Raw genomic sequence first — 14,624 nt, forward strand, 5'->3', positions numbered from 1 at the left:
CATTGCAACTTACTGATTAATTAGAACGCCAAGGTTCTTAGTATCTTGAGCAACAAATTCAGTGAACTCTTTTGCGTTCAAGTTATGAATAGTCATAGCGCCCTTTTTCATGAACTCGACAAACTCAGGAGATGCCATTGCTTTATCAAACGCAGCACCTAGAATTTCAACGATTTCATCTGGTGTCTTTTTAGGAACACCAAGTCCACGCCAAGTACCTGTAGATACGTCAACACCTTGCTCTTTCAACGTTGGTACGTTTGGAAGGAAAGCAATACGCTCTTCTGACATGATACCAAGCGCTTTCAATTGACCCGCTTGAATTTGAGAAAGAGCTTCACCAGGCGTCACCATAGTTACAGCTGTGTGACCACCAAGAACGGCTGGAATCGCTTCAGATGAACCGTTGTAAGGAATCGCATTCAGCTTGATATTCTGGCTGTTTTCTAGTGCCATCAAGTAGAAGTTTGGCTTCGCTGTAGAAGCAAACTTTAAGCTACCGTTTTGTTTTTTCGCTTCAGCGATCAAGTCATTGATGTTGTTGAATGGGCTGTCTTTACTAACAAGAACAACAGCTGGATCTAAGTTAACCATACGAATCAGTTTGAAATCGTCTGCGTCATTTTGCATTAGACCCATTTGAGGTAGAGAAGCAATCTCACGCGTAACAACAGTAACCGTGTAACCGTCTGGACGTTGCTGAGCACCGAAGCTCATACCAACAGCACCAGAACCACCAGTTCTGTTCATTACAATGATATTCTCACCTAGAATGTCTTTAGTAGAGTTCGCGATTGCGCGACCTACGGAATCGGTACCACCGCCTGGGCTAAATGGAACAACAAGTCGGATTGTCTTAGAAGGGTAGTCAGCAGCAGAAACACTTGCAGCAAATGCAACAGCAGCAACCATTAGGGTATTTTTTATAATTTTTTTCATATTGATGACACCTATTATTTTAATTTTGATTTCGGTTTTTTTACTCAATCAGCCTCTAAGTGCATGATATTTATACTAATAACTTTCAGACTAATAGAAAAGCCTACTATTTATTAGGTGATTCCTTCCCAACCTCAATAAATACCGCGCTTAAGAATAGACGAGCTAAACTTAAAAACAGGCTTATCACTTCAAGTTATGAGTAATGATTTAGAACCTCTCCGGAGGCTATTTATCAAACTCAGCAAACCAATATTCGTAATACAATAATATATAAAATTCATAATGCAAGTCATGCTTACAAAATTCATAATTTAGTAATCTTCTGCACCATATATAAAAAAGTACCTGTTTCTATATAAAAAAACACCATCTAAAGGTGCTAGATGGTGTTTTTTGATCAACAACGGCCTACAAAGCTCTATTAACTAAAGCTATTTACTCTTTGAATGAAATAGAAGCAAGAATACGGCGATCGCCTTCAAACGGCTGACGAGCATGAAGTACTGTGTGATTGTTGATCCACAATACATCGCCATCTTTCCATTTGAAATTCACACATTGCTCATCCATAGCAGACACCAGCTTATTAAGCAGTTCTTCATCCATGAATTCGCCATTTGCTGTAGCAACCGCTTTTTTACCTTCATTACGGCTGTCATTCCAACCGGTAAACACAGCCACAATGGAATTAAAGAAAACCTTCTGTTGAGTTTCCTCATCATAACGAATGGCAGGAAGCACGCGAGTTTCCGTGCGAACATTACCGTTATCTAACCATTCCCAAGTCATTCCCGCTTCACGCATTTTTTCTTCTGCTTCTTCACGAGTTTGCACTAAGAAAGTATCTTTCCAAGAACGACCAATTGCAGACGTGGTGTCTGTGACTTCAGGCATCACGCGAATATAACGAACGCCTTGGTCTTCAATTTTTTTCGCAAATTCAGGAGCAATGTCGAAGAAAGTCTTGCAGATCTCTCCCGAATGCAAAATAGACGTTGCGCCGCCTTTCTCTGCCGCTGTCTCACAATAGAAAAAGATATAACCAGGAGGCGTTGGTACTTGTGCCATCTCGTGGTGAAAAGGAATTTTTTCTGAAGCAGGAGACTCATTCGCCGTCACAATACGAGATTCTGTCACCTGTGAACGCGGTGCCGCACCGCCAACATAAGGCATGTTTTTGTAATTCGTCTCGTTAAGCATTTGCTCAAAGTCGTCAGAATTAGCAATTGGAAAATCTCGGAACAAAACCGCGCCATGCTTAATCAGTTTTTCATGCAATTCCGCTTTGTTCTCTTCGACCCAATGAAAAAAGGTAGACGCATCCTTTTTCACTTCGTCATTGTGAGGCGTTACTAGCAAAGGAAAATCCAACCCATTTACTTGTTTTTGTTCTTCTAGTTTGGAAATTACGACACTCATTATTTACTCCTAATGAAAGTAATAGTGTTTAATAAATCTCTATCATCGAGTGAATCAATAGTAGATGAATTCTTAAGTCACTCTAATCTGATTCAATCAACAAGTAAATCAATAGTGAATGAATTTGAATTGAAATATCCCAAAAAATCATTTAAACCATTGATTTACTTTGTTTATATTTTTTAAAAAATTTATTCAGAAAAGCCAAAACCTTCATCTGTCAAAGAAATAGCCTGCCCCATTTTTGAGGAATATTGAGCAGCTAAACCAATCACAACCGCTTTCAAACCGTCTTCAAGAGAAACATCCACGGGCGCACCTTCTGTGATGGCTTTGAAGAAACCAAGATGTTGATAAAAAGTGGAGCCATTATGATCACCAGCATCCAACAACTTATCGTCTACAGGAATGTCTGCCTCAATCGGCCCTTTAGGAGCACGTGGGCTTAATACGACTTTAGGAATAGGTGCAGGACCTAAAGTTTCTGTTGGCCAAAAACGGCCTGGGCCTGGTACAAAACACTCTAGTTTTGCATCTGAGCCAATGGCACAAATTTCTTCTTGGTAGCGCGAACCTTCTGCGAACATATTGAGATCCAAACAAGCACGCTGACCATTTTCAAAGTCCGCGATCACAAACGCATTATCAATGATATCAGGCGTTTGTCCGTCATAACTTTCATCAAGGTGATTACAGTCTTGTCCAGTTGATGCATAAACACGCTTCACTTCGCTCTTTGTTAGCAAACGCATTAAATCAAAGAAGTGACAGCATTTTTCAACTAGAGTGCCGCCCGTTTTACTGTTAAAACGATTCCAATCATCCACTTTTTCTAGGAATGGAAAGCGGTGCTCTCGAATATTCAGCATGGTGAATTTGCCAATGTCGCCATTTACAATTTGCTTTCTAAATTGAGCAACAGGCGGCATATAGCGATATTCCATCGCAACCCAAATTGGTGCTGGGTGCTTCGCGGCAGCGGCTCGAATTTTGGCAACTTGCTCTAGACTGGTGACAACTGGCTTTTCGACAAGAATTGGCAGTGTGGTTTGCTCAAACAGCTGTAGTAGCTGATCGGCATGTTGATAGTTTGGTGTTGTGATAACAAGGGCTTCAAGCTCAAGGTTAGCATTCAGCATGTCATCAAGATGATTAAAGAAGTGCGCATCAGGGACCAATTCCGCACAACGTTTTTGCATTTCTTTATTTGGCTCTGTGATTGCAACCACCTCAGCGCCGTCAATAAGCGCAAGGTTTCTCAAATGCTCTTGTCCCATCATTCCACAGCCAAGAATGCCATAGCGAACACGCTTTTCCATATCTAACCTCTTGTTTTTATTTATGTTAGTTTTGTTTTTTTTAAATTGTTTTTTTAATGCCAACGCGCAACATATCGACATTTGCTTGGGTCATACCAAGTAAATGAAAATTCTTCGACCTTACCTTCGTTCGACCAACTACGACGATGCACCTTAGGCATGATGGCTTTATTTTCTAAGCCCAACGCCTCAGAAACCCATTCAGGCGCCTCGCCACAATCCACTTCGTCTTCTACTCGGCTAATCCAAAAAGAAAATTGCTCTCGGTAATGAAGGTAAAGGGATTCATGTAGATCTTTTGGTTTAAGCTTTGGGTCATGATCATGACGGAACCAAATCTGCTCCATAGCAACCAGTTCTCGGTTCAAATACCTTGCCCGCTTAACACACCAGAGCTTTCCATCACCTTCAACTTTCAACTGCTGTTTAACAAAAGCATCATCATCGGCCGTAACCGACAAAATATCCGCTGTAGGAATACCGCCGCCAGTGAGGGTTTCTAAGTGAAAGAACTGATAAACAGCACGCCCACTTGGCGCTCGTTTCACATAGTTTCCCGAGCCTTGTCTACGCTCTAATAAACCATCCTCTTCAAGCTTTTTTAAAGCTTTCCGCAATGTGCCAATGGCGACTCCAAGCGTCGTGGCTAACTCAGCTTCAATAGGCAAGCGGTCACCAGGAAGCCATTGCCCTGCCGCAATTTCTCTGTTCAACAGTTCACTGATCTGAATAAACAAAGGCAATTGCTTCGCTTGCTTCTTTTTTTCCAAGTGTTGTTTTTCCACTCTGTCTCCTGAGCTTTCTTGCTAATCATTCGCATTTGAAACACCTAATTTTTCTATTGTTAGGCTTATTTTTTCATTTAGCGATACTTTTCACAAAAATTCATTCACCATTGATTTACATCATTAGAATACACTGATAATGTGAATATACAACTACTGGTATTAACAACGACATCTCTCAGTTGAGCCAGTAAATCAAAACAATAATAAGATACAGACAACCTTCATCAAAAAATGAAGGTTACAGTCTTAGGGAAAATACAATGCAAATGATTCAACTCGGAAAATCAGACGTACAACTAAGCCGTTTAGTTTATGGAGTGTGGCGCCTTGCGGATGCGGCAGATGTTTCAACACAGCACGTTCGAGAAAAAATTGATTTGTGCCTAGATCAAGGCATCACGTCTTTTGACCACGCGGACATTTACGGTGATTACGAATGTGAGCAACTATTTGGTCAAGCGCTTGCTCAAGACCCTTCTTTACGCTCTAAAATGCAACTTATTTCCAAATGCGACATCGGGCTTATCTCAGATAAATTCCCAGCTCGTCGTGTGAAGCTTTACGATACAAGTGCCGCATACATTAATGCGAGCGTTGAAAAGAGCTTACAAAACCTTTCTACAGATTACCTAGATTTGCTCCTCATCCACCGTCCAGACCCACTCATGAACGCAGCCGAAACAGGCGCAGCGCTTGATGCTTTGATCGATAGCGGTAAAGTTCGCGCAGTTGGTGTATCTAACTTCGAAGTTTGGGATTGGCGCTTACTGCAAAACAACATGAAGCATCCTTTGGTCGTCAATCAGGTGGAAATGAGCCTGCTAGAAAGAAGCGCGTTCACCAATGGAAATTTAAGCGCAATGCAACTGGATTCACTCACACCAATGGCGTGGTCACCACTTGCTGGCGGCGCATTGTTTGCCGACACACCAGAAACTCGTCGCTTAGCGCCATTATTTGAACGCCTAGCCAAAGAACAAGGCGCATCATCTGATCATGTTGCACTTGCTTGGTTATTGGCGCACCCTGCAAATATTCTGCCTGTTGTAGGAACAAACAATACGCAGCGCATTAAAGACTTGTCTAAAATCTTAGACATCTCGATAGACCGTGAAACTTGGTTCGAACTTTGGACTGCCGCTGCAGGCCAAGAAGTGCCTTAATTCGTTACCCTTTAAACGAGAAAAAATAATAACAATGTTTATTGAGGGAGTAGAAAATGGTCATTCTTAGAACATTGGTTACTGGCATAGCGACCATCAACTTTTTGTTAAGCCGTATCGGCCGAAGTGTTGCTTGGGTGTTAGTGGCGGCAATGATTTCTGTGATCTTGCTGCAGGTGTTTTGCCGCTACGTTATTGGCGACGCACTGCCTTGGCCAGAAGAAGCCGCAAGAGCGCTGATGATTTGGATGATGGCGATGGTTTCTGGTGAAGCCTATCGCCGTGGTTCTTTCGTTGCTATCGATATGTTTTTACAGGCCTTGCCTGAAAAGGCTTCTAGCTTATTGAAGTTGGTTTTATTGTTGATGGCTGGCATCGCATTAGTGAAGCTGACATCAATGGGAATAGACTTCTTTGAACGTGGCTTTCGTAGCCGCGCCGCTTCTATTCATATTTCTCGTGCTTGGATTTATCTGGCGATGCCTGTGTGCTTTTTCACTATGTTACTGGTCAATATTGAACTCTGCTTACGCGAGTTGGGTTGCTTCTTGGGACATAAAAAAGAGTTTCAGATTGCTATGGAAGTTCGTGCCGATGCGAATCCAGACTAACCTCTGAGGTTTGCGAATTGCCTCGCATCTTAAACAGCAAGGCAGAAAATAATAATAAAAAAGAGAGACGAAAATATGCTAGCTCTATTTTTACCTTTATTCCTCGTTCTGTTACTGGTTGGTATGCCCGTATTCTTTGCCATGCTTATGGCGCCGGGTTTGATGCTTTATGCCACCGGAATGGAACGTGATGTCGGCTTGTTGTTTCGTAATATTTATAACGGAATTGACTCCTTTCCATTGATGGCGATCCCTTTTTTCATGCTCGCAGGTGAGCTGATGAACCGTGGTGGCATCACCATGAATCTGGTCCAATTTTCCCAATCATTTATCGGTCACGTTCGCGGTGGTTTGGCTCACGTAAATATTATGTCGAGCATGTTGTTTGCGGGTTTATCTGGCTCTGCCGTTGCGGATACGTCTGCAATCGGTTCTATGATGATTCCTGCGATGGAAAAGAATGGTTATAGCCGAAAATTCGCCGCGGCAATTACGGCAGCGTCATCGGTCATTGGCCCAATCATTCCACCGTCTGGCATTATGATTATTTATGCCTACACAATGGAAGTGTCTGTCGCCGCCTTATTCGCAGCCGGCATTGTGCCAGGTATATTAATCGGTGTTGGCTTAATGGCCATGGTTGCTTTAATGGCGAAGAAGTACGACTTCCCTGTTGCTGGTCCTAAATCCACTTGGACAGAGCGCGGCCAAGCAACTAAAAATGCCATCTTCCCTTTGTTTGCCCCCGTTATCATTTTAGGTGGCATCATCGGCGGTATCTTCACACCGACTGAAGCTTCTGCTGTTGCTACCGCTTATGCGCTGATTATCAGTGTCTGGGTAATGAAGACAGTTAAGCTAAGAGACTTGCCGCATATTTTCATCAAAGGCGCGCAAGCATCCGCTGTGGTACTTCTGCTAGTAGGTTCGGCGATTGCGTTTAAGACGGTTGTTAGTTTGTCTCATAGTGCAGAAATTCTAGCGAACTGGGTACTGACGATCAGTGAAAACCCATTGATGTTGTTATTCTTGATCAACATTCTATTGTTCGTAGTTGGTATGTTCTTGGATGCGGGCCCGGCCATCATTATTTTGGGGCCTATCTTAGGGCCTATCTTTATCAACATTGGCGTTGACCCAATTCATTTTGCCATCATTATGAGTGTTAACTTGACGGTCGGCCTAGCAACACCGCCCATGGGGCTGGTGCTATTTGTCGCCTCCAGTGTCTCTGGCGAACGTATCGAAAGCATCTCTAAAGCGATATTGCCATTCTTGGCAGTTGAAGTGGCAGTGATCTTTTTGATTACCTTTTTCCCATCTCTATCCATGACGTTACCGAGACTGCTCGGACTGGTATCTGGATAGTTTGAAATGCAAAGAAAAACCATAAAAGAGGATTTTTTCATGTTCACAAAAACAAAAATAAATAGTGTGATTGCAGCAGGTTTTATTGGCGCGAGCGTCATGCTTGGCAATGTCGCTCAGGCAGCTGAATTTAATATTCGTGCGGTTGCAAACTCAAATGAAAACGATGAAGACTATGATGGCTTGGTCGTCTTTAAAGACTTCGTAGAAGCTCATTCTAATGGCGAAATCGCTGTCGATATCTTTATGGGCACTCAGCTTTGCGGCAACGGTGTAGAGTGTCTTGAAGCCCTAGAAGACGGTGCCATTGATATCTACATTTCTACATCAGGTGGCGCTTCCGCTATGTATCCTTACGTACAAGTTTTGGATCTGCCTTATGTACTGCGTGATGACCGCATTGCAGAAGAAGTGTTCACTGGCGACTTTACTCGCGAGTTGCGCAAGCAAATCCTAGAAGACTCAGACAATGTTGTTCGCCTAATGGCTATAGGTAACACAGGTGGCTGGCGTAACTTTGCCAACACCAAGCGTACCGTTAAATCTCCTGAAGATTTGGAAGGTTTGAAAATCCGTACCGTGGTTTCAGACTTACCTCAAGAATTGGTTCGCTCTTTGGGTGCTAGCCCAACGCCAATTCCATGGGGAGATCTTTTCACCTCTTTCCAAACCGGTGTCGTTGAAGGTTCTAAAAACGGTATCACGGATATTATGGGCATGAAGTTCACAGACGCTGGTCTAAAATATGTGACACTTGATGGCCATGCTTACATGTCTGCTTTGTGGTACATGAATAACGATACTTTCTTGGATATGCCTGAAGAACTTCGCCGTGTTGTTGTCGATGGTTTCTCTGCGCTACAGCAAGCAACCTTTGCTTCTCCAAAACGTAAATCAATTGCGGCGTATGAAGCTTTTAACAAAGCTGGCGGTGATTTATACGTTCCAACGCCAGAAGAAAAGGCACAGTTCGCTAAAGCTGCTGAACCTGTATACAGCTGGTTTAAAGAAAGCATTGAAGACGGTGACAAGTGGTTTAACTTGTTGAGTGATGCAGCGAAACAAGCAGAACAAAAAGTAGAAGCTGAATACGAGTCTGATTTACATTAATTAGATTGTTCAGCACAAACAAAAAAGAGACGGCAAGCCGTCTCTTTTTTTATGCCTGTTATTCAATATCAAGGACGATAATGCTTTTGCAGCCCCATCAGAAAATTACGTAGGATTTGATCTTTGCATTCACAATAATGGCGATTATCTGGCTTACGGAAAAAAGAGCTAAGCTCATGTTTACTCAGGTTAAATTCAGCCAATGACATGATATCTAGAATCGCTTCAGCTTGAAGATTCAAAGCAATACGCAATTTCATAAAAATAGCGTTATTTGTTAAACGCGTTTCCGGAATAGGTTGAGGGCCTTCTCGCTTACCACGTTTGGTATTAATGAAACCGTTAAGAAAGCTCGCCATTTCGACATCGATCATCTCAACATAGCCAGCATCCTCTTCTTTCTTTAACCAAGCCGAAACCTGAGTTTGAGATACAGAAGAATCTGCCGCAGAAAATATCTCCACGATCGCTAATTCTTTTAAGTCAAAGGTGTAGCGAAGGCGTCGTAGAACATCGTTGTTATTCAAAATGGATTCCTAGTGTTAGGGGTTAGCGCCATCAATATAATGGGCTTAAAGATTCATAAGGCGCCAGTTTAACAGATGAGGCATTTGATTACTGTGATTAAAACCATCGCGAGAATAATGGCGAACTACACATAAAAAACGCGCATCTTCTGAAGAAGTCTGCGCGTTTTTAATATCATCTCATGTCGCTAGTAATTAGCGTTTTTTCGGCTGGCGTCCATGATAAATAGCGAAGCCTTTATCTCGGAAAAGACGAGTATGTGAACCTAACGCCGCATCCAAAATCGGCGGATATCGCAAAAAGTCATTCGCCACAACAAACAGCTCACCGTTCAAGGTTAAATGCTGCTTAACCGTCATGAAAAAGCTTTCTGCGATACTGTAATCCGTATTGATTCCAGTATGGAAAGGCGGATTTGTTACAACGTAATTAAATCGACCTTTCACTTCATCTAGCCCGTTTGAAGCCAACGTTGTCAGAGCATCGCTGGCTTGGTTGGCTGCGAAAGTTAGCTCGGTTGCTTTGAGAGCCAATGCACTGTCATCCAACGCCGTGATGCGCGCGCCAGTTTTGTTGTATAACCAAAGCGCGATAATGCCATCGCCACAGCCAAAGTCGAGAATTCGAGCATTGGCAGCATCGCTCATAAAACGGTGTTCATTTAATTGGTTCAGTAATAGCTCTGTTCCTTTATCCAGTTTTCCGTGACCAAATACACCGGGTAAACTGCATAAAGTAAGAGTCTGTCCTGCTACTTCTTGTTGCCAAGAGACAATCCAGTCTTCAAATACAAAAGGCTTCGCTGGGCGGCGTTTGTAGCCCGCATAAAGCAAACAATGTTTCGCACTGTCTAACTTACCAACCTCATCTAAACCTGCTTCTAAACGCTTGGCAGAGGATTTGACGCCACTTTTATTGTCACCCACTAACCAGATTTGTCCGCCATCTTTTAGAAGCGGCAAAACTGCAGCCAATAAATAATCCAACAACTCTTTGGCTTTAGGCTGATAAACAATGATGTAGTCGAAGTCTGTGCCGTTTTCAGTAGTCCATTGCTCAGACAACAGCAGTTTTTCTTCTGCAAAACCAACACGATCTAGTGCATCGTAAGAAGTTTTAGATTGGCACCAAGCATACACATCGGCCTGCCGACTGATATCCAAAGGATAAGTATCTTCTGGGTTGGCAAACAAAACCTTGCCTGAGAGTTCATTTTCATTACGCGCCAGCAATTGGCTCGTTGAGTTAAGATTCATAAGTTACAGATAGCTCTTTTATAGAAAGGGTGGTTACAGGCGCTAATAAAGTATTTAAACGCTCTGTCTCAATATCAGGTTGTACTCTCGGATAACGTGGCGCTTTTCTGTCATTCAATAAAGGCGATGTCCAACCCTTCGTCAACATCAAAAAATCTTGAGTGAAAGCATCACCATACTCTAGGCAACCAGACAGAATAACATCAAGGTAACTCAGCGTTATAGGACAACCTTGAGTTGGTTCAACAATATCGTCCGTATAATAAATCCAGTAGGTTCCTTCCGGTAAAGGCGTGGTTTGATAAGCGCTTAACTGATCCGCTTGGATCATTGCTCGGTGATAACCTCGCTCACGCTCATCAAACAAAGGAAACTGATCAAAAGGCACTTCAACCAGCACACCGTTACAGGCTTTATCTGACGCTTGAATGACGGCGACCGAACTCATACCAAACTCATCACTCATTACCGACCAATGACGCTCAAAGCCATGCAATTTAACTGGCCAAACCTGACCCGTTTCACCGGTTTTCGCACGACTTTCGCTACTAATCAGACTGCCGTAGCCTAAAATAAAATGTCGATCTGATGAGCTCATATTAGCCTCCAAGCAAGCTGTCATTCATGGAACAATTAGAATGACACGCATGATAGCCTTTGCCCTTAGGCAGTGCCAGCTCAGTTTCTCTTTTACAGCACGAGCAGATTCTATTGATTAGTAGCACAAACAAAGGATTTGGCATCACGGTAGTTACCGCTCTGATATTTGGCGTAAGACGGATAAGGACACAAGGGACGAGTTAAACCTGCCATACGAGATGTAATTTCTGGATTATCTAACCGAGTTGCGGCAATAACGTCTTGTGGTGCCTTTTGTCTTTCCACCCAGTCCATCAAAGGTCGCAGCATATTAAACTGATCTGTCGAGGCGCCACCTTGGCCATGAGGCATACCAGGAATGCGATAAAACTTCACGAATTCATCCGCTTGACCACTCAAGCCAAAATCTAAGAAGTCATACCATCTAACTGTATCCTTAACTGAGAAAACAGGATCACTGTTACCATGAAACACCATCATTTTGCCGCCATTCTGCTTAAAGCCTGTTAATTTAGGCTTTGCTGCATCAGGAGGCGTCATTAATGTCATGGCAGAATCTGTAAACTCACTATTCGTGGCATATATGTTAGGAGCGTCTCGATCAAAGTCGAACGCCAATAAATATTCTTTTAGGGAAAATACATCGCCTTTCATTTCAGCATAAGGCGTAGTGTATAAATACGCTAATGATGCACCGCCTTTTACCAAACCTGCAGATTGATAGTTCCAAGCTGAAACATCACTTTTTACTTTCCATGCACGCCAATTATCCGAACGGATACCGGAGTCATAAACCCAGCTAGTGTACAAAGCTTGGTTCTTTGAATTGTGTGGCCCTTGATGCATTTTCATAAGCGCAGAGACTTTTGCTAAAGACAGACAGTCTCGGTCGAAATTGCTTTTGCACACTAAAGCGGTTGGTTTAAACACTTGCTGACAAGCCTCAGAGGCAAAAATCATGTCGTCGTTTATGCCATCCAAGCCATCACACGCGTTCAAAATATGTTGAGCGAAGAAATCGAGGTCTCGCTGTGTTAAAGATTGGCTGATGTCGTCGTTAACTCGATGCAGAGCTTGAACATCCCACGCGTGCTGTAATGCCGCTCGTGGGGCATTGAAACCCGGAGAGCCGACTAATAATCCATTAAACATATTGGGAAAACGGGTCGCTGCGATCATGGCTAAGCGTCCGCCGTTAGATTGCCCAATGCCATATGAATATCGAATAGGCTTCTCATAATAAAGCTCAACTAAAAAACGGGCGACGGGGTTTAATTGTTCCACCGCTTCGTATGCATAGTTACGACGCGCTTGAGGGTTGTGAGCAAAGGCCACTGTTGAAGCAAGGCCCGCTTCAGGATACGCGCTGGCATCATGGCCGTCATCACTGGAAACAACAGCAAAGCCTTGGTTGATTGCATACTCAGAAGGTAAAAGACCAGTGATTGCCCCTAATGCAGGTTTTACTTCGCCGCCATATCCACTATTAAATTGGTAAGCAAAACGTCCTTGCCAAAAATCAGGGAGTCGCAACTCAAACTTGATTGAATAGAACCTGCCATCTTTTCCTAAATACTGAGACATCACGCCCGAAGCCAAACAATAAGGGCTGCGGACTTCTTTATCAGAGCGATGCATGGCACTTTTAATCTCAACACCTTCAAGCCCATGAGTTAATAATGCTTGGCAACGAAGTTCATCCGCATAAACGGGGCTGGCTCCAAAAATAAAAGCTACGCTGGCCATGATTGCCGAGCTTAAAAGCGTTTTCATTTACATCGTCCTTTTTGGTTTGAGTGTCGAATCCAACTCATTTTTTGAAATAATCGCAAAAGTTTCCAGTAAATACTTCCGCGTAAGATTCAACAAGCAGACAATCAAAATAACGAATAATGAGATAAATAGAAAGTTTCGTTAAAGCGGAAAACGAAATAAAAAAGAATACCTTAGCTCAAAGCATGGATGACATTTTATTAATAAGCCTGTTTTGCGATAATGACGTTTAAATTAATTCATTCGAGCTTCTTTATGCTTATAGAAAATAAGTCACTCTTCATCAAACTTTTAGCCTGCGCATTACTTCCGATATTTACCTTGATCATTATTTTAGGGCTACAAAAAGCCCCTTCTTTTGATGCTGTTTCGGGAAAATCATACGATTGGAAAAGTGATAAATGGACTCTGATTAATTACTTTGCAGAATGGTGTAGCCCTTGCTTGGAAGAGCTTCCTGAACTGAATGAGCTAGCATTGGAAGGCGAGTTACGCGTTTTTGGGATCAGTTACGACAGCTTGTCTGACCAAGAAATTAAGGGATTGATTAATCGTTATAACATCCAGTTTCCTGTATTAAAGACTTCCTCTCTGGAGTCTTTGCCTGTCTCAATTCCTGCGGTGCTACCAACAACTTATATTCTTTCTCCAAATGGAGAGATTGTTGATGTCCTACACGGAAAAGTCACAATAGAAGGGATTAAAAATTTGATCGCTAAGCATGAGAAAGCTGAATAAGCTTTCTCATGCTTCTCAATTACTTAGCCGCTTTTCGCGGATCGATAATATCGAATTGAAACGCTTGTGAAGTGCCATCATCGTATTTCAATACGATCTTAGCTTGTTCACCATGCTTAACACGTTGTTTAAGGCCAATTAGCATGATGTGATAGCCATTTGGCGCAAAACGAACAGACTCTCCTGCATCGACATCAATGTACTTTTCATGGCGCATAATCATTCGATCACCGTCCATTCTATGACTATGCAATTCCGCAAATTCCGCTACATCTGTCTCAACACCAACAATGCGAACATCATCTTTTGTTAAGTTTTCAACAAGCATGTAAGCAGCGGTGTTGTCGCTACCAGGAATATTGGCTTTTAGGTTTGTTCTGCTGATTTCTAATTGGGCAGAAAAAGCGAATGGGGTAACTGCCATCAAAATGGCTGCGATTGTTTTTTTCATAATGCTTTCCTTTTAAATGCCACTGTGGCGTCGAGTCACTAAGCATTCTGAACCAGATTTGATGCTTGTTAATGTCGCATTTCTTGTAAGACGCTCTTTATGACGTAAGAAGAAGCTGTCTTTGCTTAATCGACCAACGTATTCCCACTTCTTAAAAACTTGTTCACGAACGGCTAAACAAGTTTCAGGTAGCGCAAACACTTCTTGGTAAGACACTTCACATTCGCCATTTACCATAGGTGACGCATTAAACTGCACCTGAGCATCTTGGTCGTTATAGGAAATAACACCAATGACTGTGAATGGGTATTTATTCGCATGATGTTTAGGCTGATCCACATAAAGTCTGTGTTCATTTTTGCCAATCAGCTCATCGGCGATAGCGATTAAAGGCTGTTTGCATTGTTCGATTTCATGCTCCTCCGCTATAACAGACATAGAAGTTTCTGCATGTGCATTTAGGGATACAGTGAACAATGAAATAGTACTAAAGATCAAAAACAAATGACGGGTAATATACATAACACATCCTTTCATTTAGGTGTGACAATGGATAGA

The 14,624-nt window shown here is 42.5% G+C and carries 15 protein-coding genes; 5 read left to right on the forward strand and 10 right to left on the reverse strand.

The annotated features are described in order from the left end of the window. Nucleotides 1–9 precede the first annotated feature (9 nt). The 4 genes from AC0L46_RS07980 to AC0L46_RS07995 form a co-directional block, all read right to left on the reverse strand. Complete coding sequence (locus tag AC0L46_RS07980) at nt 10–939, reverse strand: tripartite tricarboxylate transporter substrate binding protein (protein WP_414681511.1); 930 nt, start codon at nt 937–939, stop codon at nt 10–12. Nucleotides 940–1,377: 438 nt separating this feature from the next. Beyond that, nucleotides 1,378–2,361 carry a TauD/TfdA family dioxygenase gene (locus tag AC0L46_RS07985; protein ID WP_414681512.1) on the reverse strand — a complete coding sequence of 328 codons (984 nt, stop codon included), beginning with the start codon at nt 2,359–2,361 and terminating at the stop codon, nt 1,378–1,380. A 191-nt stretch (nt 2,362–2,552) separates the two neighbouring features. Then, entirely contained in the window at nt 2,553–3,680 is a 1,128-nt protein-coding gene (locus tag AC0L46_RS07990; RefSeq protein WP_473502785.1) for a Gfo/Idh/MocA family protein, read from the reverse strand. Between the two features lie 53 nt (nt 3,681–3,733). Beyond that, nucleotides 3,734–4,465, reverse strand: coding sequence for a GntR family transcriptional regulator (locus tag AC0L46_RS07995; protein WP_473502787.1), 732 nt, complete (start codon nt 4,463–4,465; stop codon nt 3,734–3,736). 263 nt (nt 4,466–4,728) lie between these two features. On the opposite strand from AC0L46_RS07995, the gene AC0L46_RS08000 reads away from it, so the two are divergent. The 4 genes from AC0L46_RS08000 to AC0L46_RS08015 all read left to right on the forward strand — a co-directional run bounded on the left by AC0L46_RS08000 (nt 4,729) and on the right by AC0L46_RS08015 (nt 8,720). After that, nucleotides 4,729–5,631, forward strand: a complete 903-nt coding sequence (locus tag AC0L46_RS08000; RefSeq protein ID WP_473502789.1) for an aldo/keto reductase — start codon at nt 4,729–4,731, stop codon at nt 5,629–5,631. 56 nt (nt 5,632–5,687) lie between these two features. Continuing rightward, nucleotides 5,688–6,242: a TRAP transporter small permease gene (locus tag AC0L46_RS08005; RefSeq protein WP_414681516.1), complete on the forward strand. Its 555-nt coding sequence runs from the start codon at nt 5,688–5,690 to the stop codon at nt 6,240–6,242. A 75-nt stretch (nt 6,243–6,317) separates the two neighbouring features. Beyond that, the gene (locus tag AC0L46_RS08010) at nt 6,318–7,610 is read left to right on the forward strand and encodes a TRAP transporter large permease (RefSeq protein ID WP_414681517.1); all 1,293 of its coding nucleotides are present in this window, start codon (nt 6,318–6,320) and stop codon (nt 7,608–7,610) included. Nucleotides 7,611–7,649: 39 nt separating this feature from the next. Next, nucleotides 7,650–8,720, forward strand: coding sequence for a TRAP transporter substrate-binding protein (locus AC0L46_RS08015; protein ID WP_473502791.1), 1,071 nt, complete (start codon nt 7,650–7,652; stop codon nt 8,718–8,720). A gap of 68 nt (nt 8,721–8,788) precedes the next feature. On the opposite strand, the gene AC0L46_RS08020 is transcribed toward AC0L46_RS08015, so the two are convergent. From AC0L46_RS08020 to AC0L46_RS08035, 4 genes are all read right to left on the reverse strand, one after another. Continuing rightward, complete coding sequence (locus tag AC0L46_RS08020) at nt 8,789–9,247, reverse strand: YehS family protein (protein ID WP_317005627.1); 459 nt, start codon at nt 9,245–9,247, stop codon at nt 8,789–8,791. A 195-nt stretch (nt 9,248–9,442) separates the two neighbouring features. After that, nucleotides 9,443–10,504, reverse strand: a complete 1,062-nt coding sequence (locus AC0L46_RS08025; protein WP_473502793.1) for a methyltransferase — start codon at nt 10,502–10,504, stop codon at nt 9,443–9,445. Continuing rightward, nucleotides 10,494–11,102, reverse strand: coding sequence for a gamma-glutamylcyclotransferase family protein (locus tag AC0L46_RS08030; protein ID WP_473502795.1), 609 nt, complete (start codon nt 11,100–11,102; stop codon nt 10,494–10,496). Before AC0L46_RS08030 ends, AC0L46_RS08025 begins: the two co-directional genes overlap by 11 nt. Nucleotides 11,103–11,212: 110 nt before the next feature. Further along, entirely contained in the window at nt 11,213–12,877 is a 1,665-nt protein-coding gene (locus AC0L46_RS08035; protein WP_473502797.1) for a tannase/feruloyl esterase family alpha/beta hydrolase, read from the reverse strand. A 255-nt stretch (nt 12,878–13,132) separates the two neighbouring features. Between AC0L46_RS08035 and AC0L46_RS08040 the strand changes: the two genes are divergently transcribed. Further along, entirely contained in the window at nt 13,133–13,615 is a 483-nt protein-coding gene (locus AC0L46_RS08040) for a TlpA family protein disulfide reductase (RefSeq protein ID WP_473502799.1), read from the forward strand. Nucleotides 13,616–13,634: 19 nt separating this feature from the next. On the opposite strand, the gene AC0L46_RS08045 is transcribed toward AC0L46_RS08040, so the two are convergent. Next, complete coding sequence (locus AC0L46_RS08045) at nt 13,635–14,066, reverse strand: copper chaperone PCu(A)C (RefSeq protein WP_473502801.1); 432 nt, start codon at nt 14,064–14,066, stop codon at nt 13,635–13,637. Between the two features lie 12 nt (nt 14,067–14,078). After that, nucleotides 14,079–14,588: a hypothetical protein gene (locus tag AC0L46_RS08050; protein ID WP_473502803.1), complete on the reverse strand. Its 510-nt coding sequence runs from the start codon at nt 14,586–14,588 to the stop codon at nt 14,079–14,081. Nucleotides 14,589–14,624 lie beyond the last annotated feature (36 nt).

It is taken from the genome of Marinomonas sp. 15G6-16 (assembly GCF_055809555.1).